Genomic DNA, 25,785 nt, shown 5'->3' with positions numbered 1-25,785 from the left:
AATTTATTTAACAAAGACTTTATAGCTCCAAGGCGCTAAAGTTAACTTTGTATTTTGATTTAAATTTACTTTTTCTGATGAATTAAAGTCAGTATAATCCCCTTCAAAAAGAGATTCTTTAAAAGTGATTTCTTTTTGGTTTTTTGAAAAATTAAAAACGGCGAAAACTTTGTCTTTTTCATTTTGACGGACAAAACTCAATACTTCAGTTTCATGATTATTTGGAATTTTTATCATTGTTGCACCCCATTTTGCATGCCACAAAGCTGTATTCGATTTTAGTAAAGCAAAAAGTTTTTTGTACAAATTACCTATTTCATGCTCTTTCCAATGAATAGGATCTTTTTCAAAAAACTCCAATCTTTTTGTGTTTCCTGCTTCTTGACCGTTATAAATCAGTGGCATTCCATCACCAACAACAGATAATGCAATAGCCGCTTCTAAACCTTCTCCAAATTGCTCGTACATGGTTCCTTCCCAAGAATTTTTATCATGATTACTTACAAAAGTCATACGAATACTGTTTTTAGGGAAAAATCTTTCGTTCCAAGAATAATAAATGTATAATTGATTTACGTCCGCTTTTCCCATACAAATATTATGGAGTTTTTCATTCCAATCCCAAGCATAGGTCATATCAAAAGCTTTAGCATGTAAATCTCGAGACTCCCATTCTCCTAACATAAAAACAGGCTTTATAGCATCTAACTCTTTACGAACATTGTTCCAAAAATCAAGAGGAACAAAACCTGCGACATCACATCTGTAGCCATCAATATCTGCTTCTTTTACCCAATATTTTAAGGCTTCTGTCATGTATTTTCTTACTCCTGATTTGTTATAATCTAAATCTATTATATCTGACCAATCCCACCAAGGTGTAGGTCTAAAATCGCCTTTGTAATCTTTTGCATACCATTCTGGATGTTTTTCAACTAACTCATTATCCCAAGCAGTATGATTGGCAACCCAATCTAAAATCACATACATTCCTAACTTATGAGCTTCGTTTACAAAGTTTTTTAAATCTTGAAACGTACCAAATTCAGGGTTTACACCATAATAATCCTTTACAGAATAAGGACTTCCTAAAGTTCCTTTCCTATTTTTTTTACCTATCGGATTTATGGGCATCAACCATATAATATCAACCCCTAACTCCTTTATTCTTGGTAATTGAGTTTGTGCTGCTTTAAATGTGCCTTCTTCTGAAAATTGTCTTGTATTTAACTGGTAAATAGTGGCATTTTTACTCCATTCAGGATGTGTAACTTTTACATATTCTTTGGGTTGATAAGGATCTAAATCTATAGAATTTGAATCATCTTTTTCTAAGTTTTTTTGACAACTTACAATTGATATAAAAGCAAAAAGTAAAAAAATATTTTTCATAATATTATTTTATAATTTTAGAATAAACGATTCTAAAGGTCTTAACTTTAGAGCAATCAACCCTTTTCCTTCTTGAACGTTTAAGGTGAACGATTCTTTTTGATACAATTGATCTGTTACTTGATATTTTCCATCAACTAAATTCCATTTTTTTATGATTTCTGATGGAACTTCTAACACAAATCTATGGTGATCTTTGGCATCAAAATTAGAAACGACGATTAGTTTTTCATTTTCTGACCAACGTACAAATGATAATATTTTCTCTCCGTAATTTAAGGTTTTTTCTCTGTTGAATTGATGTATATCTGCATACTCACCCATTAAAGCATCTGAAGCAATAGTAAAATTTAACAAACGCTTATAAAAATCTCTTAATGCTTCTTCTTCTTTGGTAGATTGCCCTCCATCAAATTGCTTATTATTTACCCACCTCTGTAAAGTTGGCACACCCACATAATCAAAAATTGAAGTTCTAGATGGACTACCAAATCCTGCGTCTTCTGAACCATCTTCACCCAATTCTTGACCAAAATAAACCATAGTAGGTGCAGTAGAAATGGTTGCAGAAACTACCATTGCTGGTTTACCTTTTAAAGCATTTCCAGCAAATGCTGGACTCGCAATTCGTTGTTCGTCATGGTTTTCTAAGAAATGTAACATGTGATGCTCTATATCTTTTAAATCTTCTTGAATTGGAGGAATGTTGTCTGTTAAACCATGACCTTGCATTACGTGTTTTATCGTATCATACAACTGCACTTTATCATACAAATAATCCATTTTTCCTTTTTTAATGTAAGCTCTATATTGTGTTGGATTATACACTTCTGCCAATAAAAAAGCATCCGAGTTTTTCATTTTGATATTTGAGTTTAAATAACTCCAAAATTCCACAGGCACCATTTCTGCCATATCATATCTAAAACCATCAACACCTTTTTCTAGCCAATAGAGAGTAATATCTCTAAATTTTATCCAAGAATTAGGTACTGTTTTATCTTGCCAAAACTCAAAATGTTTTTGATAACCTTCATTTTCAAAGCCTGCTGGCAATTCATCAAAATCTTTTTTACCCTCTGGAGAAATACCGTAATTTACTTTTACAGTTTCATACCAATCATAAAAACTAGGTTTTGGTGATCTTGAACCATTTCCTGTCCATTTTGCTGGATTTTCTTCAAATTTACCATCACTTAAAGGATGTTTTTCACCACCTAAAGGTTTGTATCCATTTAAAAAATCGGGTACTTCAAAAGGTGTATTTGGTACATAGTAAAAATTGTTATTTACATCATATTCTTTTGAGGTATCATCATCTGCACCAAAATCTTTGGTACCTTCTGGATTGGAAATACTTTGATAATTTCTAGCAACGTGATTAGGAACAATATCTATAATCACTTTTAAATCATTCTCATGAGAACGTTTGATTAATGCTTCAAATTCTTGTAATCTACTGGCTACGTTTTCTGCCAAATCTGGATTTACATTGTAATAATCTTTTACTGCGTAAGGAGAACCTGCTCTACCTTTAACCACATCTGGATCGTCGTTTGAGATACCATATTTTGTATAATCTCGAATTACATCATGGTGAGGCACACCTGTATACCAAATATGTGTAACTCCTATTTTTTTTATTTCTGATAGGGCTTTGTCTGTAAAATCATTAAACTTCCCTACTCCATTTTCTTCAATAGATCCCCAAGGTTTATTGGTGGTATTTGTGTTACCAAAAAGTCTTGTAAAAACTTGATATACTACTTTTTTCTTATTCCTTTCTTGCGTCATTTTCATTTCTGAAACCTTTTCTGTTGAACAAGCAATTACAATTGCTAAAATAAATACCGATAAAATGTTGTATATTTTTTTCATAATTGCTGTTTTATTTTCGTTTAATTTTAATTTCTAATTCTTTTTTAGAATTCCATTTTATAGGAATTTTTAACCTATTGTTTTCTACTTTTATTTTTAGTTTTTTACCATCTACATGAACCTTTTTGGGTTTCCAATTTACATTATGCACCACCAAAGTAATTTCTTTTGTTGATGGTTTCCAATTTAAACCAAATCTTGCTTCAAAATCAATTTCTAGCCATTTTCTAGAAGTTTCTGCTTCAAACTCTAAGATTTCATATTGTTCTTTCTCGAAAGCATTTGCCGTAAGGCCATCATCATTATAAAATTCTCTTTCACTTTCTTTTACAGAAGCATCAAAATAATAATGTAATTCTAATTTTTTGGCATTATAATTCTCTGTAGTTTGAACAACATCTACCATTAAAATAAGAGCACCTCCTCTTACATAAGTTGGTATAGCATTTTGTTTTACTGTTACGTTTTTAGTTTGTCCTCCTACTATTTTTTCATCAACATAAAAATTAAACCAATTGGCTGTTTTTGGAAAATAAATAGCTTTTTTTTTTACAGAATCTTTTAAAATTGGGGTAACTAAAAAATCTTTTCCCCATAAATAGGTTTCTGAATTTTCCATCAACTTATCATTCTCCTCTTCAAAGAAGATTGGACGCATTAAAGGCGTTCCTTTTTGGTTGTTTTGAAATGCCAAATTGTAATTGTAAGGCAACATTTTATAACGTAACTCAATAGCTTTTTTGGCATGTTTTTTGGCAAATTGGCTTCTAAAAACAGGTTCGCTTGCTACATCTTCTTGTGCATGTGGTCTGTAAATGGGCTGAAAAACGCCATATTGCAACCATCTTACATACAAATTATCATTTAAATTTGCGCCAGCAAAACCACCTAAATCAGAATGCATATAACCCAAACCTTGCATACCCATTTGTAAGGCAATTTCTGGTTGCGATTGCAAACCTCCCCAAGTTCTGCTTACATCTCCAGACCAAGGAATCATTCCAAAACGTTGTGAGCCAGAATAACCTGCACGCATTAAAATAAATGGTCTTTCGTTTGCAAATTCTTTTTGGTAACCCTCAAAAATTAAACGTGCCCAATCATGACCGTAAATATTGTGTACTTGGTTTGCTGAGCCTCTAGCATGTTGTACCCAAGTTGGATGCACTTCTGGTTCGCCTAAATCGCCCCAAAGACCTTTTACACCTAAGTTTAAAATATCTTTGTAAATATTCCAAAACCATTTTTTTCCTTTTTTTTTGTAAATATCTACAATACCTGTGTTACCAAAATAAAAATCATATTTTGCAGGTTTGCCCACAGAATCTTTTGCTAAAACATCATTATCAATAGCTTCTTTCCATTTTTTTGAATTGGTTAAAATAAAAGGTTCTGTTATTAAAACTGTTTTTACACCTTTGTCCTTTAAACGAGAAATCATGCCTTTCATATCGGGAAAAGAATCTTTGTAAACCTCTAAATTCCCCATAGTTCCTTGTATATCTTTTCCAAACCAATACAAATCTAGAATTACAGCATCTACAGGTATATTTTCTTTTTTAAATTTTGCCACTGTTTCTTCGGTTTCTTTTTGAGAATGGTATCCAAATCTACTAGAAAAGTTTCCTAAAACCCATCTTGGAGGCAAGGGTTGTTTACCAGTTAAATTGGTGTAATTTTCTATCAATTCTTGCCAAGTATCACCAATAATAACTTGATAGGTTTTGCGCCCAGAAATGGTTTCGTAAGTTAAAGAATTGTCTTTTTTACTATCTAAATCTAAATATCCTACAGGTGCATTGTCAAAATGCAACATGTATTTTTTAGACGATATTACAATGGGCATTGTAAAATTCATTAACTCTGCATGAGTTTCATACCCATAATGAGCTCTGTTGAATAACGCCAAGCGATTTCCACGTCTGTTCATGCCTAAAGCTCTTGCTCCTGCACCATATAAAACCTCATCATTTGTTAAATTGAATTCTATTTTTTCTGTCTGTTGTGCAACAATATTGCCTTTAACTGTTTCTAAAGGAATATGTTTGGATTTGAAATAGCCTTTTTTTTCTGAGGTTATAAAATTATTGTTTTTATCTGAATAAGAAATTTGAAAAGGTTTGTGTGTAATATCTATACCAATACCATCAGAAATAATAGTAGTTCTATTTGTTAATGATTGTGCTATTAATTTTATTTTTTCTGGATTTAAAACAACAGCATGAGATTGCTCTTTAAAATCTTGACCTTTAGGAATAAAAGTAGTTTGTACAATTTCTGGGGTAAAGTAAGTAATATGATACTCACCATCGTTTACAATAATTGTTACCTTATTCTCTTTTTTTTCAACATTTTCTAAATATCTTGATTTGTTTTGTGCAAATGAAAAAGTGGCTAGAAAAAAAAGTAAGAAAGGAATTATATTTTTTTTCATATTATGATATATCTAAATGATTTTAAAAGTTCTCGATACAAATTTATTCGTTCCTCATAAATTCAATCGAACTGACAGTTTGTATTATTTTTTAAGCAAAAAAGTTAAGGGAATGTTTACTCTTTTTTGCCAAGATAATTCTGAATGATTGGTGCCTTCAAAAAATAAGTTTTTATAATTTTCTTTGGTATATCCGTTTTTTAAAAAAATAGAATCTACTTTTGGTGCATATTGAGGATACAATTGATCTAAAGTTTTGTTTCCATAATCAAAATACATTTTATGTGATTTTGAATCTGGTACATTTTCTTTTAAATAAGCAAAAATTGCTATTGGTAAAGGGTTTTGTTCCGAAGGCGAACCTCCAACCCAATGTGTAGAAACACATGCTGCTCCTGCAAAAACAATTGGATATTCTGCAACTGCATACATAGACATTAAACCTCCCATAGAAGATCCCATTACAAACGTGTTTTCTTTGTTTGAATAGACTGAATAGGTTTTGTCTATATAAGGTTTAAGTTCAGACACTAAAAACTGTAAATATTCATCGCCCTTTAAGTTTGTGCTAAAATTGTTCTTTTTTGCTTCTTCGTAAACAGCCTCTTTATCTTCTTTAGATAGATAATTCATTGCTTTTTCTGGAAATAAATCTTGCCAACGAATTGCAGGAATATTATGGGTACCAACCACAATAAAATCTCTTGTTTTATTTTCTTGCATTAATTGGGTAGCTACCTCATCTATCATCCATTCTTGTTTGTTCCAAGTGGTGTTTGCATCAAACAACATTTGTCCGTCATGCATATACAAAACCGCGTATTGTTTTTCTGATGAGTAATTTTTTGGTAACCAAACATCTACAGGTCTTGGTGTGATATATTTTGATGGAAAACTATCTACACGAATTAATTTTCCAGCAACTAAATTTGTTGTTGATAATTGATATGCTTTTATTGCTAGTTTTGATGATTCTTGCTTTTTATCTTTTGCTGTTTTATGACAAGAAATACAAACTATAATTGCTAATAAGGTTAGTATTTTTTTCATGATTAAAATTTCTAGACCTTTCAGGTTTTAAAAAACTGAAAAGGTCTTGCAGATTAGTTAATTTTTTGTAGTTAATACAATACTCCCTTTTTCTTTAAAATTGATAACATCACCCCAAACAAATTCTTCTCCTGTGATGATGTTTTTTAATGTCTTTCCCTCTAAACCAACTTCTGCATAACGTTTTAAATCAATACGAATTGGTTTATCATTTTTATTAATGATGTGTACAACTGTTTCATCATCTTTTATTCTAAACAAAAAGTAGGTACCCATAAATGGGGCAAAATGCACTGTTTTTCCTTCGTGAATTGCCTTAGAAGATTTTCTATAATTCAACATTTTTTTTGTAAAGTTTTGCATTTCTTTTTCAGCTTTAGATAAACCTTTGCCTGTAAATGCATTTACTTGGTCACAATTCCAACCTCCAGGAAAATCGGTTCTAATTAATCCATGATCTCCAGGTTTTGCAGTATCATTCATTAAAATCTCTGTTCCGTAATAAATTTGGGGTATTCTAGGTAAAACTAACATATAACTTAATGCCATTTTAGCTTGTGTAACATCTTCTTTAAACTCTGTAAACAATCTACTTTTGTCGTGATTGTCTAAAAACACCATAATATCTTTTGGGGTTGCATAATGAAAATCATTAGCTAAACCTTCGTATAATTTTACCAAACCAGTGTCCCAAGATTCAACTTCATTAATCCCATCTATCATTGCTTTTTGCATGGGAAAATCCATCGTAGATTTTAAATTAGATACGTAACCATCTTTATTTTTGGCGCCATTTTGCCAATAACCAACCAATAATGGGTTATAACTCCACTCTTCTCCAACAATGGAAAAATTAGGATATTCATTCATGATTGCTCCTGCCCAATCTGACATAAAATCTTTATCTGGATATGGATACGTGTCTTGTCTAATTCCCCCTAGACCAATAGTTTCTATCCACCAAATACTATTTTGAATGATGTATTTTGCCATAAATGGATTTTTCTGGTTCAAGTCTGGCATTGTGGGTACAAACCAACCTTCTGCCATTTCTTTTTTGTCTTGTTTAGAAGCGTAAGAATCTTGATTTGAAGTTCTTCTATGATTAGATGTGATTAAATCTCCTTTTTTTAAGAAGTTTTGTTGATAATTTACCCAATCTTCAAAAGGTAAATCTTTCATCCACCAATGTTCGCTACCACAATGGTTAGCAACTTGATCCATGATCAATTTCATTCCTTTTTCTCTTAACTTATCTGCTAGCGCTCTATAATCTGCTAAATTTCCAAAACGAGGATCTATCTCATATAAGTCTGTAATTGCATACCCATGATAAGAAGATCTTGGCATATTATTGGTTAAAAGTGGTGTTGACCAAATAGCTGTAAACCCCATATCATAAATATAATCTATATGATTTGTAATTCCTTTTATATCCCCTCCGTGCCTTGCATAATCATCTGCTCTATTTATTGTTGTTTCTTTTAAAAAATAAACAGATGTACCTGTATCCTTGGTTTTTGAATTTACAGAACCATTATCATTAGTAACGTCTGCATTCGCAAAACGATCTGGAGTAATTAAATAAATGGCATCAGAACTGTCAAATCCTATATAATCTTCTGCTGATTTTTCTCTTGATTTTAATTCATAAGTATGTGTTTTTTTAGAATTGTCATCAAAAGTAAAGGTGATGTCAAATTTTCCAGCTTTTACAGTTTCATCAATTGTTATATCAATAAATAAATAATTTTTGCTTCTTGCTGTGTAAAATTTATCGATAGTTACACCTCGATAATTTATACTTGGTTTAGAAGCACCAATAGTGTCATCTTTAACTAATAACTGCAGTGTGGTGTTTTTAAAATCTATCCACCAGTTTGGAGGCTCAACTCTTTCTAAAGTGGTGTTAGAAACAGAAACTTCAGAAACATTTTTTAATGATTCTTCATTTTTACATGAAAAAAATAAAGCTATGAATAATAATAACGACAAAATGTTTCTGAAAAGTTTCATAATAATTCTATTAAACTGTTACTAACTTATTTGGAGATATTGTTATAATATTTCCATTTACTAAAATGTTAATTTCTGTATTTCCATCAATTTCGAAAACGGTTCCATTTTGAGCAACGTTTACTGTAATAATTTGCCCTCTAAAATTGACTTTAAACGAATAAGATTTCCAACCTTTAGGAATTTTTGGCGCAAAAGAAAGTGTATTATTTAATATTCTCATACCTCCAAAACCTTCTACAATACTCATCCAAGTTCCTGCCATAGAGGTAATGTGTAAGCCTTCTTCTACTTCGTGATTATAATCGTCTAAATCTAAACGAGAAGTACGCAAATAGAATTCGTAAGCCTGCTCCATTCTGTCTAATTTTGCAGCTTGTATACTGTGAACACAGGGAGAAAGCGAACTTTCGTGCACTGTAAATGGTTCGTAAAAATCGAAATGGCGTTCTAATTCTTCTGTTGAAAAATGATCTTCGAACATATAAAAACCCTGCAAAGTATCTGCTTGCTTTATATAAGGTGAGCGTAGAATTCTATCCCAACTCCATTTTTGGTTGATGGGCCTTTGGCTTTTATCCAAATCTGCAACCGTAATTAATTCTTTGTCTAAAAAACCATCTTGTTGCAAATAAATATTGTGTTTTTCAGAGAACGGAAAATACATATTGTCTGCAACTTTTTTCCAGTCCATTAACTCATCATCTGTAAAAGCCACTTTTTCTTTGATTCTGATATAATCAGATATATGGTCTGTTTTTACAATTTCTATATTTTCTAGTGCGTAGTCTATACACCATTTTGCAATGTAATTGGTATAAAAATTATTATTGATGTTATTTTCGTATTCATTTGGCCCTGTAACACCCAACATTACATATTTATTTTTAGCGGTAGAAAAATTAACTCTTTGATGCCAAAAACGTGCAATACCAATTAAAACTTCTAATCCCTTTTCTGGAATGTAAGTATAATCGTTTGTAAATCTGTGATAATTATAAATGGCAAAAGCAATGGCGCCATTTCTGTGAATTTCCTCAAAGGTAATTTCCCATTCATTATGACATTCTTCACCATTCATGGTAACCATTGGATACAAAGCTGCACCGTTTGTAAAACCTAATTTTGCGGCATTTTCTATAGCTTTTTCTAAGTGATTGTATCGGTACTCCAACAAACTTCTAGCTACAGATTGGTCTTTGGTTGCCATGTAAAATGGAATACAATACGCTTCTGTATCCCAATACGTACTTCCACCATATTTTTCACCTGTAAAACCTTTTGGGCCAATGTTTAGGGTTGCATCTGTACCTAAATAAGTTTGGTTTAATTGAAAAATATTAAAACGAATACCTTGTTGTGCTTTTACATCTCCAGTAATGGTAATGTCTGACATATGCCAAATTTGTGCCCAAGATTGTTTTTGTGTTTCTAATAATGCATCAAAACCAAAACTTACAGCTTTGTCTAAAACATCTTTTGCAAGGGCTACTAATTCGTTTTTATTATGAATTCTATCTACTACATAACCACCAAATTTATGAACTGTATACGTTTGATTTTTTTTAACTTCTTGTTGATATGAACTAGATGCTGTTTTATCCGTTTTAGAGCTATTACAATCTGTTAAAATTTCATTTCCTTCTAAAAACACACGAGATTGCATAAACGTACACGTATAAAAGTGTGTTTTCATAGTTCTTGCGTGTATAAAAGATTGTTTTTTGTTTTGAGAAACTTCTAAAACATCCCAAAATTGGTCATCCCAATTGGTATCTTCGTTAGTTATACCTGCATCTAAATACGGTGTGTAGGTAATTTTTGCATCTGTATTTAAAGGTGTTACATTGTAACTAATAGCACCAATTTGATCTAATTCTAAACTTAAAAAACGTTTTGTATCAACTTTAATTTTGATTCCGTTTTGTAAAACAGCCTCAAAACTTCTAGACAACCAACCTTCTTTCATGTTTAGTTCTCTTTTAAATTTTGACACTTCTTTACAGGTGTGTAAATCTAAATTTTCATCATTAATTTGAACGTTTATACCTATCCAATTTGGGGCATTTAAAACTTTTGCAAAATATTCTGGATACCCGTTTTTCCACCAGCCAACTCTAGTTTTGTCTGGATAATAAACACCAGCTATATAGCTTCCTTGAAACGTTTCTCCTGTATATTGTTCTTCAAAGTTGGCACGCTGCCCCATAGCTCCATTACCAATACTAAATAAACTTTCTGAAGATTTTACCTTTTGAGTATCAAAACCTTCTTCTAGAATTGACCATTCATTAGGTTGTATATAATCTTGATTCATTTTTATACTTTTTTAAGAGAAAAAAGTGGAAAATTAGAAATATGAAGCTGTAATAAAAATCTATTTTAACTTCACTTTACCTTTAAAATTATTCTAAATTCTTAGTTCTTTTTTCTTGTTTCTCTTTACTTATTTTTCTATTAATTTTTGAATAAATTCTGTACTGATTTCTGTAAAATCTTTAAAGTTAAATTGTGCTTTAGAAAGTACATTTTTATCTCCAATTCCAATACTTATCATATTTGCTACATTCGCAGCTTCTATACCAGCTTCAGCATCTTCAAAAACAATACAATTCTTAGCATCTGCCCCTAATTGTTTTGCCGCTAATAAAAATACTTCTGGGTCTGGTTTTGCTTTGGTAACATTATTACCATCTACAATAGCATCAAAATAATGAAACAAACCTACTTTTTCTAAAATAGGTTGGGCATTTTTACTTGCAGAACCCAAGGCTATTGGTATCTTATTTTCTTTTAAATATTGTAATACTTTAGGTACATCTGGTAAAATTTCTGATGCATCCATATTTTCTATATACTCTAGGTAATCTATATTTTTTTCGATCATCCAAGTATCAAATTCTTTTTGCGTTGCTTCTCTGTTACCAATTTCTAATAAAATTTCTAAACATCGTTTTCTACTTACACCTTTAAAAAGTTCGTTTTGTTCTTTGGTAAACTCAAAACCTAATGTGTTTGCTAGCTTTTTCCAAGCTAAATAATGGTATTTTGCAGTGTCTACAATAACACCATCTAAATCGAATATAAACCCTTTTTTCATTTACTATTTTTAAACTGTTTCAACTACATCGTCTACATCTTTTACTTTGTAAACTAAGGCTGCAGCTGTTAAAAAACTAATTCCACTAATTACTATTGCAAAAATTGCTTGATTACCATACGCATATTTTACTAACGGACCGCCAATTAATGCATTAATGATTTGAGGCATTACAATGAAGAAATTAAAAATTCCCATATAAACGCCCATTTTTTTTGCAGATATAGAACCTGCTAAAATTGCATAAGGCATTGCTAAAATACTTGCCCATGCAATACCAACTCCTATCATAGAAAGTATCAACCAGTTTTCATCTGGCATAAAGTAGATTGATAAAAGTCCTAAACCTCCAATAATTAAAGAAAATGCATGTGTTTTTTTTCTGCCAATTTTCTTTGCTATGTAAGGCAATGCAAAGGCATAAAATGCTGATATTAAATTATAAATTCCGAAAAGAATTCCAACCCAATCTCCAGCATCTTGGTATGTTGTACTGGTACTATCTGTATGTGGTAAACCATAAATATGTTGCGCTATTGCTGGTGTTGCAAAAACCCACATACCAAAAAGACCAAACCAAGAAAAAAACTGCACCCAACTTAATTGACGCATTGTTGTTGGCATTTTTTTAAAATCTTCAAAAATATCCATTAAACTGGATTTTTCTTGCTCCTCCTTTGTTGCCAAAGATTCATTATCGAAATTTGCTAACTCTTCTGGAGAATATTCTTTAGTTGTTGTAACCGTAATTAATATTGAAACAATTAAAATAATTGCACCAATAATAAAAGACCAAATTAAATTTTGTGGCACAACACCTTCTGAAGTTGCATTAGAAACACCAAACCAATTAGTTAAAGCATACGGCAACCAAGACCCAATAACTGCACCAAAACCAATTAAAGCGGTTTGTACGCTAAATCCTAAAGTTCTTTGATCTGTTCTTAAATTATCGCCAACAAGAGCCCTAAAAGGCTCCATTGCAATATTAAAAGATGCGTCCATAATCATTAAAAAACCAGCACCCACCCAAAGAGCAGGCAAAAAAGCAATAAACATGTCTGCTTGTGGCATTAAAACCAAACCTATAGAAGCTAAAATTGCACCGACAAGAAAATAAGGTTTTCTTCTACCAAACTTTCCCCAAGTTTTATCACTATAGTAACCTATAATTGGCTGAACAATCAACCCCATCAAAGGTGCTATAATCCAAAACCAAGAAAGTTCATGTACGTCTGCGCCAAAAATTTGTAGAATTCTACTAGCGTTTGCATTTTGCAGGGCGAAACCCATTTGTATTCCCAGAAATCCAAAACTCATGTTCCAGATTTGCCAAAAATTTAATTTATGCTTTTCCATTTATCGAATATTATAAAATGAATATTACGATAAGTTTTTATGACTTATCAGTTATTACAAAGTGTGGAATGAAATTTATTGATAAATCTTAATATTATAACAAAGGTAAATTAATTTTATGATTTTGATAAAATTCAACTAAAATATTTACGACGACGGTTTCGTAGATTCTCGTAGTTTTAGATCGCTAGAAATAACTATTTTTTTTGGTTTAAATAGTTCCGATTCATTTTCAATTCTTTCAATTAATAAATCCACAGCTTGTTTCCCCATAGTAAAACCATGTTGTGCAATTGTTGTAATTGATGGCGATGAATATTCTGAGATTAAACCGTCTGTAAAACCAATAATAGAAATATCTTTTGGTACTTCTAAACCTTTCTCTTTAGCTATTCTCATAGCATTTGCAGCATAAATTTCATTCACCGCAAAAACAGCATCAATATCTTGTTCAAAAACTTTTTCTATTTGTGGTTTTATATCTTCATTTTCATCAATTTCAACAACTAATTTTTTATTTGTTTTGATATAAGATTCTATCAGTGCTTTTTCATAACCTTGCCTTCTTAAAGCACCAACATTCACATGATTAGGTGTAGTTATTAATGCTATTTTTGTTCTATGATTATCTAACAAGTGTTGGGTGGCTTTGTACCCTGCACCAACATCATCCACCACTACTTTATCACACAATATTTCATCTACGACTCTATCGAATAATACCAAAGGAATTTCTTCAGCAACCAGTCCTTTAAAATGATTAAAATCTTTGTTTTCAAGGGTTTGACTAGCTATAGAAACAATTAAACCGTCTACACTACCATTCGATAAAACCTTTAATGTTTCTACTTCTTTTTTATACGATTCATTAGAAAAACAAACCATAATATTGTATCCCTTCTTGTTAGCACCTTCCTCAATTCCCATAATCACTGTAGAGAAAAAATGATGTACAATTTTAGGTAAAATTACACCTATAACCCTAGTCTTTTGGTTTCTTAATTGTAATGCTAAACTATTGGGTTTGTAATTGTAGAGATCTGCATAAGCTTGAATTTTCTGTTTTGTTTCTGTACTAATCTCATGGCTATCTTTTAAGGCCTTAGATACTGTAGAAGTTGACACACCTAATTCTTTCGCTATTGTTTTTATGGTAATTTTTTGCTTCATTTTTTATGGATAGGCAAATTAAATCTTACTTTTTTGCTAAATTAATGAATTTTAAAGAATAAAGTTATCAACACGAAACCGTTTTCGTTACTTAAACTTTACCAAATTAACTAGATTATATTCTATATTTACTCTGTGGAATGTAAATTTATCGTTAAAACAAATCAAATTTACAGTTATTATTTAACAATTTATACATGAAAAAACTTAAATTATTTTTAATTGGTATTCTTTTAAGTTCATCTTTTGCAATGTTTGCTCAACAAACAGCAAAAGGTATCGTTAAAGAAAAAACATCGGGAGATCCTCTACCAGGTGTTAGTATTATAGTTAAAGGTACCCAAAAAGGTGCTGAAACAGATTTTAATGGTAACTTTAATTTACCGAATGTAAAAAAAGGAGACGTTCTTCTTTTTAGGTATTTAGGGTATGCTAATAAAGAAGTTACAATTACATCAAATTTTAATTTGGTTGTAGAGTTAGAAGAGTCTTCTCAACAATTAGATGAAATTGTTGTAGTTGGTTATGGTACTGTTAAAAAAGAAGATTTAACAGGTACAACAGATTTACTTACAAGTAAAGACTTTAACAAAGGGCCTATTGTATCTGCACAATCACTTATTAGTGGTAAAGTGGCAGGGGTTAATGTAATTGCTGGATCTGGTGCCCCTGGGGACGGACAAACTATTAACATTCGTGGAACTGGTTCTTTGTCTTTAACGAGTGAACCTTTATATGTTATAGATGGTATTCCTTTAGATAATGGTGGTGTTGGTGGATCTAGAAATCCTTTAAACTTCATCAACCCTAATGATATTGAAACCTTTGTAGTTTTAAAAGACGCTTCTTCTACGGCTATTTACGGTTCTAGAGCAGCAAATGGAGTTATTTTAATAACAACAAAAAAAGGTAAAGACAGAGAGTTTAAATTTAATATTAGTTCACAAACTACCGTTTATACATTAAGAGATAAGGTAGATGTTTTATCTGCTGATCAATTTAAAACTTTGATAAATACAATTGGTACACCTACCCAAATAGGGTTATTAGGTAACTCTAACACAGATTGGCAAGAAGAAATTTATACTACAGCCATTGGGCAAGATCATAACTTTAGTGCTTTAGGTAATCTTTATGGAATGCCAATGAGAGCTTCTTTAGGGTATTCTGAACATGAAGGGATTTTAAAAGGAGACAACTTAAAGCGAACAACTGCCTCTGTAAATGTATCTCCTTCCTTTTTTGATAAACATTTAAAAATAGATTTTAATGTAAAAGGAATGTATACAGAAAATACATTTGCAGATAGAGGAGCAATCGGTAGTGCAACTACTTTTGACCCTACACAATCTGTATACGATGCAAACTCGCAATATGGTGGTTACTTTGCTTGGTTAGATAATGGTACAGGAAACCAAAATAATTTAGCTCCTACAAACCCACTAGCTTTATTAAACTTAATAAATGACACTGCTGAAATTAGAAGATTAGTTACAAATGCAAAACTAGACTATAAAATTCATGGTTTAGAAGATTTAACAGCAACCGTAAATTTTGGTTACGATACTTCTAATAGTCATGGAAGAAAAATAACTTCTGAATTAATACCAACTTCAGATGCTACATTTAATGGATCTTTAACCTCTTTTGTTCAAAAATCAGACAATAAAGTGTTTGACGCTTATTTAACCTATAACAAAACATTTAATGAAGCTCATAACTTAACACTTGTAGCGGGTCATGCATATCAATCTTTTGAATATGATAACTACAGTTTTGATAGTGAAGCTAAAGAAGATGGTAATACTTTTGAATTTGTAGATAAATCTAAAAACGTCTTATTATCGTATTTTAGTAGAGCAAATTACGATTATAAAGGTAAATATTATTTAACAGCTACTTTAAGAGCAGATGCTTCTTCTAAATTAAACCCAAATGATCGTTGGGGAATTTTCCCTTCATTTGCTGCAGCTTGGAATATTCATAAAGAAAATTTTATGGAAAACTCGTTCTTTAATGAATTAAAACTAAGAGTTGGTTATGGTGAAATAGGAAATATTAACGGTTTAGGTGATTATCAATTTTTAACAAGATACAATGGTAGTACAGATACTGCAAATTATCAATTTGGTAATGCATTTTACCAAACGTTTAGACCAGAACCAATTAACAAAAACTTACGTTGGGAAGTTGGAAAAACTTTTAACGTTGGTATAGATTATGCTTTCTTAGATAGAAGAATTACAGGTTCTATTAACGCATATATCAAACAAACAAATGACTTAATTGCTAGTTCTATTGTAGATCCATTTACAAATTTTGGAAACAGAATTAATGCCAATATTGGTGATATGGAAAATAGAGGTTTAGAATTTAACATTAACGCCTCTCCTATTAAAACAGAAAATTTAGAATGGTCTGTTAACTATAATATTTCTTTAAATGATAATACTATTACTAAATTATCTGTAGATCAACCACAAGGTGGTATTTCAACAGGGGTTGGTAATAATGTTCAAGTTCATAGGGAAGGGGAAACTGCAAATAGCTTTTATGTTTTTCAACAAGTATATGACACTAATGGCAAGCCTTTAGAAGGAGTTTTTGTTGATAGAAATTCTGATAATATTATAAATGATGATGACAAATACATCAATGAAGACCCTTTTGCAGACATTTTAATGGGTTTAAATTCTAATGTTAGTTATAAAAACTGGGATTTATCAATACAAACAAGAGCTAGTTTTGGAAACTATATGTATAATGATATTGCTGCTAATAGAGGGGTAGAAATAAATGCAACTAACAACAACATACTATCTAACTTACACTCAGACTACTATAATAGTGGTTTTACAGTTATAAGTGATAAAACAGCTTTAAGTGATCATTTTGTACAAGATGCTTCTTTTTTCAAAATTGATAATATTACAGTTGGTTATACTCTAAAAAAATTAGAAAGTACAACATTTAGATTCTATGGTTCTTTACAAAATGTACTTATAGTTACAGATTATGATGGTTTAGACCCTGAAATTAATTTAGGTATTGATAATAACTTTTACCCAAGACCTAGATCTTTTGTTTTAGGTGTAAACATTAACTTTTAAATAAAAATACAATAAAATGCAACAAAAATTTAGATATTTAATTGTAATCATGTTATTCTCTTTAGGAGTAATTTCATGTCATGACGACTTAGATCAATCTCCAATTGATCCAGATAGTTTTACAGAAGAAGATGTGTTTTCTAACGCAACAGAAGCACAAGGTGCACTTGCAAAATTATATGCAAGTTTAGCTCTAACAGGACAACAAGGCCCTGCAGGTCAAGCAGATATTGCAGATATTGATGAAGGTTTTTCTCAATATTCTAGAATGTTATTCAATTTAAACGAACTAACAACAGATCATGCAGTAGTGGGTTGGGGAGATGCAGGTTTACCAGATTTACATGGTTTATACTGGTCTAGCAGTAATGATTTCACAGAAGCTATGTACTACAGATTGGCACAAGAAGTTTCTTTTTGTAATTCGTTTATAGACAATGCTGCTATTTTATCAGATACAGAAGTAGAAGCATACATTGCAGAAGCTCGCTTTTTAAGAGCATTCGCATACTTTAATTTAATGGATTTATATGGTAATGTACCTTTAGTTACAGAAGTAACAACAGAATTACCAAAACAAGCAACAAGAACACAAATATTTAATTTTATTGAATCTGAATTACTAGACATACAAGATAAATTAAAGCCAAGTGGTTCTAATGAATACGGAAGAGTAGATAAAGTTGCTGCTTGGGCTTTATTATCTAAATTATATTTAAACGCAGAAGTTTATACAGGTACTCCAAGATATGCAGATGCTGTAACATTTTCAAACAATGTAATGTCGTCAAGCTATTCAATTAATACAAATGATGCAAATGGAAACGGAACAGCTTATGACGAGTTATTTTTAGCTGATAATGATGTAAATGGTGCTCAAAATGAATTTATTTTTACTTTAAATTTTGATGGTTTAAGATCTCAAACTTATGGAGGTTCTACATTTTTAGTTCACGCTGCTATTGGTGGTAGTATGGATGCTACAGAATTTGGTGTAAATGGTGGCTGGGGAGGCTTAAGAACTACAAAAAGTTTGGTAAACAAGTTTGATGTAGATGTTACAGCTTTAAACAACAATTTAGGTACTGTGTCAGATTGGGGATTAGTAGGTGATGCTACAACCAATAGTTGGGATGGCCCAGATATGGAAATGTATGAGACCGCTAACAATACTTACGCTATATATGCTAATTTAAATACAGGTGAAATGAAATTTAGATTCGATGAAGATTGGGGTAATAATTATGGTGATGATAATACGGATGGTTCTCTAGAAGCTGGTGGAGCTAATATCCCTATTGCAACAGCTGGTACATATTACATCACTTTAGATTTAAATTCATTTACCTACACAATAAATCCTTTTGTAGGAGATAGTAGAGGAATGTTCTATAAAGACGGGCAAACTTTAGAAATAGAAGAAATACCTTCGTTTGAAAACGGTTATGCAGTTACTAAATTTAAAAATATAGATTCTAATGGAAACCAAGGCTCAGATGCAGCAGGAGATTTTGTAGATACAGATTTAGCTTTAATTAGAATGGCAGAAATTTACTTAAACTATGCTGAGGCTACACTTAGAGGTGGTAGTGGCGATTTAAATTTAGCTGTTACTAAAATTAATGAATTAAGAGAAAGAGCTTTTGGAAATACTAGCGGAAATATTACTAGCGGAGAATTGACGTTAGATTTTGTTTTAGACGAAAGATCTCGCGAATTATATTGGGAAGGACAAAGAAGAACCGATTTAATTAGATATAACTACTTTACATCTGACACTTATTTATGGCCTTTTAAAGGAGACTCTAAAGATGGTGTTAGTGTAGAAGATTACAGAAATATTTTTCCATTACCAAATAATATTATAACAACCAATCCTAATTTAACACAAAATCCAGGATACTAATAAATAACGACATGAAAAAAATATTAAATTCATTATTCGCTCTAATTATTGTATCAATTGGTTTTACCAGTTGCGAAGATATTAGTGATCGAATAATAGTAAATGAAAACGTAAACTCTACAACAGAATTAATTGTTGCAGAAACTACACCTATAATACTTTTAGAAGCAAATCAAGACAATATTGCTTTAAATACACATTGGGCAGAACCAGATTATGGTTTTAGTGCAGCACCAACTTATAAATTACTTGTAGATTTAGCTTCAGGAGATTTTAGTGGAGCAACTAGTATAGATGTTAGCGATGATTTAGAAAAATCATTTACCACTATAGAACTAAATGCAATTGCTCTAGGTGTAGGGGCAGAAGCAGATATGGCTTCAGATTTATCAATAAAATTACAAGGTTTTGTTGGTGGACAATTATTAATTGATTCTGAAGCAAAAACCATCAATGTAACCCCATATTCTAGTATCTTAGATTTATCTACAACTTGGGGTGTAGTAGGTTCTGCCGCCAATGATTGGGGTGCAACTCCAGATTTACCATTTTTTACAACTTCAGATACTGGTGTTTTAGTTGCTTATGTAACTTTAATAGATGGTGAAATAAAATTCAGAGAAAATAACCTTTGGACTAATGATTATGGTGATACTGGTGCAGATGGAACTTTAGATGCAGGCGGAGATAATATAGCTGTAACTGCAGGTTCTTATAAAATTCTTATGAATTTAAACAACCTTACTTACACTATGGAACCTTTTACAATTGGTATTGTAGGTTCTGCTTATAACAATTGGGGTGCAACTCCAGATTTCGCTCTAACTTACGACTCTTATTCAGATCAGTTTAGAGGGATTGTAAAGTTAGAAGAAGGTGAAATGAAATTTAGAATGAACAATGAATGGGTTACTGATTATGGTGATACTGGTGCAGATGGAACTTTAGATTTAGGAGGAGATAATATTGCAACCACAGCTGGTAGATATATTGTTACTGTTAATTTAAATGACTTATCATATTCTCTAGAACCTATTGAACATATTTGGGGACTTGTAGGTTCTGCTTATAACGATTGGGGAGCTACATCAGATGCCATTTTTAGTAGAGATTGGTCTCAACCTAATGATGATGTTTGGGTTTTAAACAACGTAACTCTTTTAGATGGTGAATATAAATTTAGAGCTAATGAGGCTTGGGCTTTAGATTATGGTGATACTGGCGCAGATGGAACTTTAGATTTAGGAGGAGATAATATTATTGCAGTTGCAGGAACGTACTCTTTTGTTTTAGACTTTACAGATCCAGACAATCCTATTTACACAATAAATTAATTTTTTTAAAAGACAAAGACTACCAAATGGTAGTCTTTGTCTTTTAAAATCAACACTATATGAAAAAAATTACAATTCTAATTTTATTTGTTAGTTCTTTAAGCTTTGGTCAAGTAACCATTTCGCCAAATCCTTTTGACATTAACCAATCTATTACCATTAGTTTAGATGCTACTAGCTCTGCAACAGATTGTAATGGATTAAATAATCCATCTAAAGTATATTTACACTCTGGTGTGGGGAATGCAAGCGATGCTTGGAGCACAAGTGTTGTGGGCAATTGGGGACAAAATGATGGAATTGGAGAAATGACTTATAATTCATCTAACAATCGTTGGGAAATTACTTTTATACCAAAAACCTATTATTCGTTAACAGATACAGAAGCAGCAAGCATTACCAATATGGGTATGGTATTTAGAAATGAATCTGGTAACCAAGAACTGAAAGATAATAGTTGTGCAGATTTTATTTTTAATGTAGGTTCTTTTCAATTAACATTAGACGCACCATCAACCTCAACAACAATTTTAAATGCTGGTGAAACATTAACTATAAATGCAACTTCTTCTCTAAACGCTAACTTTACTTTAAAAGCAAACGGAGCCACTATAGACCAAAAATCAAACTTAACATCTTATAGTTTTTCACCAACAGTTTCAGAAAACACAACTTATATTCTAGAAGCTATTAATAATGGTAAAACTAAAAGTGTAACGTTTCAAGCTATTGTAAAACCAACTGTTACAGAGGCTACACTACCTGCAAATTTAAAAGATGGCATTAATTTAAACACTTCTGACAACACAAAAGCTACTTTAGTTTTTTACGCACCAGGAAAAGAATTTGTACATATAATTGGTAATTTTAACAATTGGGAAATTGATAATAATTACTTGCTAAAAAAAGACAACTCTAAAAATCGTTTTTGGATAGAACTTACAAATCTAAGTCCACAAACAGATTATACTTATCAATATATTATAGAAGCAGATTTGAGAGTTGCAGACCCTTACTCTACTGTGGTTTTATCAGAATATAATGATCAATATATAAATGATATTACTTATCCAAATTTACCAAATTATCCTTCAGGAAAAACCAATCATGCAGTTACTTTGTTAAGAACTGGTGATTCAGATTATGTATGGCAACATACAAATTTCACAAAACCTGCTAAAACAGATTTGGTAATCTATGAACTGTTAATTCGTGATTTTGATGTATTACATAGTTTTGATGCTGTAAAAGCACGTTTAGATTACCTTCAAGGCTTAGGTATCAATGCTATCGAATTTTTACCTGTAATGGAGTTTGATGGCAATGAATCTTGGGGATATAACCCTTCTTTTCATATGGCATTAGACAAATATTATGGTAACACAACCGCATTTAAAAAGTTTATTGATGAATGTCATAGACGTGGAATTGCTGTAATTATTGATGTTGCATTTAACCATGCTTCTGGTCAAAACCCATATTACAGAATGTGGAATACAGACAATGGAGGTTATGGTGGACAAGCAAGTACAAATAGTCCTTTTTTTAATCCTATCGCAAGACATTCTTACAGTGTTTTTAACGATTTTAATCACTCTAAACAAGATGTTAGAGATTATGTAAAAAGAGTGTCTCAATATTGGATTGAAGAATATAAAATTGATGGTTTTAGATGGGATTTAACCAAAGGATTTACTCAAAATTGTACAGGAAGTGAAGTTTGTACTAACGCATATCAGCAAGATAGAGTAGATGTTTTAAAAGAATATGCAGATTATCAATGGGAAATTGATCCTGATTTTTACATCATATTTGAACATTTAGGTACAAATACAGAAGAAACTGAATGGGTAAATTATAGGTTAAATGAAGGTAAAGGTATTCTAGTTTGGGGCAACCACAATCATCAATACAACCAAGCAACAATGGGTTTTGGTAGCGATTCAGATTTTTCTTGGATTTCTTTTAAAAACAGAGGTTGGTCTGTGCCTGCAAATGTAAGTTATATGGAAAGCCATGATGAAGAGCGTTTAATGTATAAAAACTTACAATTTGGTAATTCTAGTGGAAATTATAATATCAAAAATATAAGCACAGCTTTAGATAGAGAAGAATTGGCTGCTGCTTTTTATTTTACAGTTCCAGGACCAAAAATGATTTGGCAATTTGGGGAATTGGGTTATGATATTTCTATCGATCAAAATGGACGAACAGGTAATAAACCAATTTTATGGAATTATTTTGATGATCAAGACAGAAAAGATGTATATAATACTTGGTCTAAACTAATTCATTTAAAATTAAAATATGAAATTTTTAAAACTTCAAACTTTTCTATTGATGCTTCAAATACAAATGGTTTAAAGAAAATTCAATTAACAAACTCGAACGCAGTTGACTTACAATATGTTTTAATTTTAGGGAATTTTGGAGTTACAACACAAAGTATCACACCCTCTTTTCAGCAGACAGGAACTTGGTATAATTTATTAGAGAACAACGCAACCTACAACGTAACCAATACCACTTCTCAAATAGCTTTAGCTCCTGGTGAGTTTAGAATATATGGCAATATGCCGGCAACTCTTTCTAACGAAGATATAGAGGTAGAAAACAACATTTTAAAATTATACCCCAATCCTACTTCTAATAGTTTTAAAATAAACAAAGCTGTTAATGAAGTGGTTGTTTTTGATTTGACTGGTAAAATCGTAAAAAGGTTTACTAAAACAAATACTAACAAAAACTACTCTGTTACTGGTTTAAATAAAGGGATTTATTTTGCAAGAATCAAAACAACTAACAATAAAATAAAAACTAAAAAATTAATTATTAAATAATTTTTATTTATACTAAAAAAGAGAGTTGATTTTATCAACTCTTTTTTTTTACATTTACTTAAAATATTTCTAAGAAATAATTAAGGGTTACTCAAAAAATAGCTTTACCAACTTAGTATATAAAAGATTTAAAAATCATTTATTTAAAAAAAAGTTAGTGAGTTCCTAAAAAAAAACGGCTTTTCAAAAACCCCAAACCATAACCAAAAAATTGAGTTATAGTAGTTAAGATACTTAAAAAACCTACTATAAGCCCGTATTTAAGCGTTGCACCTACTAATAAAACTAAGAAATACAGATAATAGCAAGCTAGTAAAATAAGCTCTCCAAAAAAGGCTAAAAACACACTAAAAACCAAGCCTAAAATAAACACACTTGGAAACCAATAAGTAATTTTAGCAGTTTTAGGATACTTTTTATTTAAGATAGGTCTTGCAGTTCCAAAACCAAATGTTTGCTTAAAAAACTCTGGTATGGTGCTTCTACGTCTATGATACACAAATGCTTTTTCTATCAATTGTGTTTCGAAACCATTTTGCCATAATCTAAAGGTTAAATCGATATCTTCTCCGTTTTTCATTTTAGAAAAACCTTGTGTTTTTTCGAATGCTTTTTGAGACAATCCTAAATTAAAACTTCTAGGTTGAAATTTACCAACGGCTTGTTTTCTACCCCTAATGCCGCCAGTGGTTAATACAGCTGTCATAGAATAATTAATGGCTTTTTGTAGTGCTGTAAAACTGTTATGAGCTGCATCTGGACCACCAAAAGCATCTGTAAAATTAGTTTCTAACACTTTTTTTACTTCAGATAAATATTGAGATGGCACAATAACATCTGAGTCTAAAATGATAAAATAGTTTCCTGTGGCTTTTTGCATGCCAAAATTACGGCTTGCTCCTGCTCCACTGTTTTCTTTAAAAAAATATTTTATAGTAAGTTTTGAAGTATATTTTTTAACAATTTCTTTAGATGTTATTGATGAACCATCTTCAATAACAAGCACCTGAAAACTGTCTAGAAAATCTTGTTGGGTAAGACTTTCTAACAACTCGTCTATTTCTTTAGGACGATTATAAACAGGTATTATGATGCTGAAAAGAAGTTTCAAAATTTTAAAGTTTAAAAGTTGAAAGTTGAAAGTTTTTATTACTAAAAAAAAAAAAATCAACTTTAAAATATGCTATTAGCTAGCAAACAGGTTTAGCCCTGATTGAGCGGTTTGTTTGAGCTCTTTTTTATTCTTTTTTGAATAAAAAAAGCGAGTAGCGAAAGCAGGAAATGGCTTCTACTCAAACTTTTTCATAACTGCATCGCTTACGCCCATGTTAGAAAAACCTCCATCGTGAAATAGGTTTTGCAGAGTTACTTTTTTGGTTAAATCTGAAAATAACGAAATGGTATAATCTGCACAATCTGCTGCTGTGGCATTGCCTAAAGGACTCATTTTTTCTGCATAGGCAATAAAACCATCAAAACCTTTTACACCAGTTCCAGCTGTGGTTGGTGTTGGCGATTGCGAAATGGTGTTGACACGCACTTTGTGATCGCGCCCAAAAAAATAACCAAAACTACGTGCAATGCTTTCTAAATAGGCTTTATTGTCTGCCATATCATTATAATCTGGAAAAACACGTTGTGCGGCCATATAAGTTAAAGCCACAATGCTTCCCCACTTGTTCATGGCTTTTTTGTTGTACAAAACATTCATCGTTTTATGAAAAGAGACTGCTGAAACATCCCAACCTTTGGTAGTAAAATCGTATTTTGGATCTGTGTAATGTTTGCCTTTTCTTACGTTTACAGACATACCTATCGAGTGTAAAACAAAGTCGATTTTACCTCCAAGAATATTCATAGATTTTTCTACCAGGTTTTCTAAATCTTCTACAGATGTTGCGTCTGCAGGAATAATTTGCGAGTTTGTTTTTTCTGCCAATGCATTTAACTCGCCCATTCTCATAGCAATAGGTGCATTTGTTAATACAAATTCGGCGCCTTCTTCATGGGCTCTTTCTGCTACTTTCCAAGCAATTGAATGCTCGTTTAAAGCACCAAAAATAATTCCTTTTTTTCCTTTTAGTAAATTGTACATTGTGGTTGTTGGTTTTTAGTAGGTAGTGTTTTTTTTGATCGTTTTCAATTAAGTTCTCGTCTGCGCTCGAACTGACAACTATCCTTTTTCTTAATACACTT

15 protein-coding genes are annotated in these 25,785 nt (G+C 31.3%); 4 read left to right on the top strand and 11 right to left on the bottom strand.

All coding sequences use genetic code 11. The features are described from left to right. Window positions 1-3: 3 nt before the first annotated feature. The 9 genes from AC2D6T_RS05845 to AC2D6T_RS05805 all read right to left on the bottom strand — a co-directional run bounded on the left by AC2D6T_RS05845 (window position 4) and on the right by AC2D6T_RS05805 (window position 14,399). Window positions 4-1,392 carry an alpha-amylase family glycosyl hydrolase gene (locus tag AC2D6T_RS05845; protein ID WP_484680800.1) on the bottom strand — a complete coding sequence of 463 codons (1,389 nt, stop codon included), beginning with the start codon at window positions 1,390-1,392 and terminating at the stop codon, window positions 4-6. Between the two features lie 9 nt (window positions 1,393-1,401). Continuing rightward, window positions 1,402-3,270 (bottom strand): alpha-amylase family glycosyl hydrolase, encoded by a 1,869-nt coding sequence (locus AC2D6T_RS05840; protein WP_484680799.1) that lies wholly within the window; start codon window positions 3,268-3,270, stop codon window positions 1,402-1,404. A gap of 10 nt (window positions 3,271-3,280) precedes the next feature. Next, on the bottom strand, window positions 3,281-5,704 hold the full coding sequence (locus AC2D6T_RS05835; protein ID WP_484680798.1) for a glycoside hydrolase family 31 protein: 2,424 nt from the start codon (window positions 5,702-5,704) through the stop codon (window positions 3,281-3,283). An 84-nt stretch (window positions 5,705-5,788) separates the two neighbouring features. Continuing rightward, the gene (locus tag AC2D6T_RS05830) at window positions 5,789-6,754 is read right to left on the bottom strand and encodes an alpha/beta hydrolase (RefSeq protein WP_438988242.1); all 966 of its coding nucleotides are present in this window, start codon (window positions 6,752-6,754) and stop codon (window positions 5,789-5,791) included. A gap of 57 nt (window positions 6,755-6,811) precedes the next feature. Next, on the bottom strand, window positions 6,812-8,770 hold the full coding sequence (locus AC2D6T_RS05825) for a glycoside hydrolase family 13 protein (RefSeq protein ID WP_484680797.1): 1,959 nt from the start codon (window positions 8,768-8,770) through the stop codon (window positions 6,812-6,814). Between the two features lie 10 nt (window positions 8,771-8,780). Then, on the bottom strand, window positions 8,781-11,087 hold the full coding sequence (locus AC2D6T_RS05820) for a glycoside hydrolase family 65 protein (protein WP_438988240.1): 2,307 nt from the start codon (window positions 11,085-11,087) through the stop codon (window positions 8,781-8,783). Between the two features lie 129 nt (window positions 11,088-11,216). Then, a complete protein-coding gene (gene pgmB, locus AC2D6T_RS05815; protein WP_484680796.1) occupies window positions 11,217-11,870 on the bottom strand; it encodes a beta-phosphoglucomutase in 654 nt (217 codons plus the stop codon). Window positions 11,871-11,879: 9 nt separating this feature from the next. After that, a complete protein-coding gene (locus AC2D6T_RS05810) occupies window positions 11,880-13,229 on the bottom strand; it encodes an MFS transporter (protein WP_298949208.1) in 1,350 nt (449 codons plus the stop codon). Window positions 13,230-13,376: 147 nt separating this feature from the next. Then, window positions 13,377-14,399 (bottom strand): LacI family DNA-binding transcriptional regulator, encoded by a 1,023-nt coding sequence (locus AC2D6T_RS05805; RefSeq protein WP_347186347.1) that lies wholly within the window; start codon window positions 14,397-14,399, stop codon window positions 13,377-13,379. 197 nt (window positions 14,400-14,596) lie between these two features. Here AC2D6T_RS05805 and AC2D6T_RS05800 point away from each other — a divergent pair, with 197 nt between their 5' ends. The 4 genes from AC2D6T_RS05800 to AC2D6T_RS05785 are packed head-to-tail and all read left to right on the top strand — an operon-like array spanning window position 14,597 to window position 23,589. Further along, window positions 14,597-17,509 carry a SusC/RagA family TonB-linked outer membrane protein gene (locus tag AC2D6T_RS05800; protein ID WP_484680795.1) on the top strand — a complete coding sequence of 971 codons (2,913 nt, stop codon included), beginning with the start codon at window positions 14,597-14,599 and terminating at the stop codon, window positions 17,507-17,509. A gap of 16 nt (window positions 17,510-17,525) precedes the next feature. After that, the gene (locus AC2D6T_RS05795; protein ID WP_484680794.1) at window positions 17,526-19,415 is read left to right on the top strand and encodes a RagB/SusD family nutrient uptake outer membrane protein; all 1,890 of its coding nucleotides are present in this window, start codon (window positions 17,526-17,528) and stop codon (window positions 19,413-19,415) included. Window positions 19,416-19,426: 11 nt separating this feature from the next. Next, window positions 19,427-20,749, top strand: coding sequence for a SusF/SusE family carbohydrate-binding protein (locus AC2D6T_RS05790; RefSeq protein WP_484680793.1), 1,323 nt, complete (start codon window positions 19,427-19,429; stop codon window positions 20,747-20,749). A 59-nt stretch (window positions 20,750-20,808) separates the two neighbouring features. Next, on the top strand, window positions 20,809-23,589 hold the full coding sequence (locus AC2D6T_RS05785; RefSeq protein ID WP_484680792.1) for an alpha-amylase family glycosyl hydrolase: 2,781 nt from the start codon (window positions 20,809-20,811) through the stop codon (window positions 23,587-23,589). A 154-nt stretch (window positions 23,590-23,743) separates the two neighbouring features. Here the strand turns inward: AC2D6T_RS05785 and AC2D6T_RS05780 are convergent, their stop codons facing one another. After that, window positions 23,744-24,700: a glycosyltransferase family 2 protein gene (locus AC2D6T_RS05780; RefSeq protein ID WP_484680791.1), complete on the bottom strand. Its 957-nt coding sequence runs from the start codon at window positions 24,698-24,700 to the stop codon at window positions 23,744-23,746. Window positions 24,701-24,877: 177 nt separating this feature from the next. Next, complete coding sequence (locus tag AC2D6T_RS05775) at window positions 24,878-25,684, bottom strand: enoyl-ACP reductase FabI (protein ID WP_347186528.1); 807 nt, start codon at window positions 25,682-25,684, stop codon at window positions 24,878-24,880. Between the last annotated feature and the right edge of the window lie 101 nt (window positions 25,685-25,785).

This window comes from Polaribacter sp. YIW18 (assembly GCF_057219325.1).
Note: the sequence above shows the minus strand (reverse complement) of the source record. Positions and strands in the feature narration are given on the sequence as shown.